The sequence below is a fragment of the Bradyrhizobium sp. PRIMUS42 genome (genome assembly GCF_023006515.1).
Taxonomy (GTDB): Bacteria; Pseudomonadota; Alphaproteobacteria; order Rhizobiales; family Xanthobacteraceae; genus Bradyrhizobium.
The window spans coordinates 1-2,525 of record NZ_JALBGZ010000829.1; the positions used below are offsets into that span (position 1 = coordinate 1).

Below are 2,525 nucleotides of genomic sequence, written 5' to 3' on the forward strand. Positions count from 1 at the left end.
CAACGTCGTTGCCGGGATTGGCCGGCAGCGGCGGCAGCCATTTGTAGACGCCGCGCCGGATCAGCACGTCGGGCTGCCCGACCCCGAAGGCCTCGGCCCGGATTTGCACCTGGCCTGCGCCCGGCACAGGCACCGGCAGCTCGACCACCTCAAGTGCATCCGGCCCACCCGGCTGACGCACCAGCACTGCCCTCATGTCTTCGCACTCCCCAGACCGTATTTTCGAAAATCATACCGTTTACGAAAATTATTGCAAGATGGTCGTTGGCGCGGCATGTTGAGGCATCGATTCATTGGCAGAGCTATGCCCGACAGCGCCATTCGCCCCCGCAAGGAATTCGGCAAGACCATCGCCGCCGATATCACCCATCGGCTGCGCGAGGAGATTATTGCCTGCGCGCTTCCGCCGGGCGAGCCTTTGCGCTTCGACGTGCTGCGTGAACGGTTCGGCGCGAGTTTTACGACGTTGCGCGAGGCGCTGACCGCGCTTGCCGCGGAGGGCCTGGTCGACGCCCAGGAGCAGCGCGGCTTTCGCGTCGCGCCGGTCAGCCGCCAGGATCTGGTGGAGGTCACGGACGCGCGGGTGCTGGTCGAGGTGGAATTGATCCGCCGCTCGATCGAGCGGGGCGATGACGATTGGGAAATCGCCGTAATCTCGACTTTGCACAGATTAAAGCGGATCGAGCAGCGCGACCCCGAACATCCCTTGCGGGATCCCGAATGGAAGATCGCGCATCGCCAGTTCCACCAGGCGCTGGTCTCCGCCTGCGGCTCGGCCACGCTGCTCGCCATCCGCGCCGAGTTGTTCGATCGTGCCGAGCGCTACCGGCACCTGTCGGCAAATTTCCGGCCGCGCCCGCGCGACAAGGCCGGCGAGCACCAGGCGATCATGCAGGCCGCCATCTCGCGCAATGCGGATCTCGCCGTACAGCTGATCGAGACCCATATCCGCTCGACCGCCGACAACGTCGCGACATACGCCGCCCACCTGCTCGACACCGAATAGGCACCGGGCATTTTTACGTGGGGGGCTTGCGCCGCGCCAGATTTTCGAAAATAATTGAACGGATCGAAAATCGGAACCTTTGGGGCGAAACCATGAAGCTGCTGTCGTTCTTGGACGGAAATCGGGAAAGCTGGGGGGCCGTTACTGAAAACGGCGTGGTGGATCTCGGCCGCGCCCTACCCCAATACCCGACGCTCGCGGATTTTCTCGGCAGCGATGATTACGCGAAGCGCGACGCGGTCGTCGCCGGGCACAAGCCCACGCTGGCGCTGAGCGACGTCAAATATCTCCCCGTGATCCCGCGCCCCGAAAAGATCGTCTGCGCCGTGCGCAACTATCTCGACCACCACAACGAGGCGGTGGCGTTCGGCATGAAGCGCGAGATCACCGAGTTTCCGCCGATCTTCCTGCGGGTGTGGCGCTCCCAGGTTGCGCACAACGCGCCGGTGATCCGGCCGAAGGTCTCGGACAATTTCGACTGGGAGGGCGAGCTCGCCGTCGTGATCGGCAAGGGCGGCCGTCACATCAGCGAGGCCAATGCCTGGAGCCACGTCGCGGGCTACTCGATCTATAACGACGTCAGCGTGCGCGACTGGCAGCGCCACGCCCAGCAGATCGCCTCCGGCAAGAACTTCGTCGGCACCGGCCCGTTCGGTCCGTGGCTGGTCACGCCGGACGAGATCGGCGATCCCACGAAATTGAAACTGGAGACGCGCGTCAACGGCGCGGTGGTGCAGTCCTCCGACACCTCGATGCTGATCTTCTCGATCCCGCGGCTGATCGAATATTGCTCCACCATTTTCGACCTCGTCCCCGGCGACGTCATCGCCACCGGCACGCCGGCCGGCGTCGGCTTCACCCGCAAGCCGCCGGTCTTCCTCAAGCCCGGCGATCTGGTCGAGGTCGAGATCGAGAATATCGGCGTGCTCCGCAATCCCGTCGTGGACGAGGCCTAGCTTCAGCATGTCGTCCTATGACATTCGCAAGACCGCGCTCGGCGTCGAGACCATCTGGCACGAGCGCGGCCCGCGGCTGGAGAAGCCGCTGCTGGTCGGCACCGCCATTGCCGTGATCCGCAATCCCTTCGCCGGACGCTATGAGCCCGACCTGATGCCGTTTCAGGCATCTTTGCGCGAGCTCGGGCACGAGCTCGCGAGCGGGCTGATCGCGCAGCTCGGCGGCGCGACGAAGATCGAAGCTTATGGCAAGGGCATCATCGTCGGCGAGGACGGCGAGCTCGAGCATGGCGCCGTCTGGCACGAAGCCGGCGGCCAAGGCATGCGCGAGGTGCTTGGCCAGCCCAAGGGTCAGCAACCAAAGGCGATCGTCCCGGCCGCCAAGACCATCGGCGGTCCCGGCACGCGCCTGATGGTACCGCTCGGCCACATCCACGCCGCCTATGTCCGCAGCCATTTCGGCACGGCGGAGATGACGCTGTGGGATGCGCCAAGGCGTGATGAGATCGCCTTCGGCCTCGTGATGGCAACCGGCGGCCGCCCCCACGCGCGCATCGGCGGTC

At 65.2% G+C, this 2,525-nt stretch carries 3 protein-coding genes; all 3 read left to right on the plus strand.

From position 1 onward, the window contains the following. Nucleotides 1-304 precede the first annotated feature (304 nt). Nucleotides 305-1,006, plus strand: coding sequence for a GntR family transcriptional regulator (locus MOV75_RS34280; protein WP_246931743.1), 702 nt, complete (start codon nucleotides 305-307; stop codon nucleotides 1,004-1,006). A gap of 92 nt (nucleotides 1,007-1,098) precedes the next feature. Next, nucleotides 1,099-1,962, plus strand: coding sequence for a fumarylacetoacetate hydrolase family protein (locus MOV75_RS34285; protein ID WP_247007552.1), 864 nt, complete (start codon nucleotides 1,099-1,101; stop codon nucleotides 1,960-1,962). 7 nt (nucleotides 1,963-1,969) lie between these two features. Further along, a partial coding sequence (locus MOV75_RS34290; RefSeq protein WP_247007553.1) for an amino acid synthesis family protein occupies nucleotides 1,970-2,525 on the plus strand: 556 nt, incomplete at its 3' end.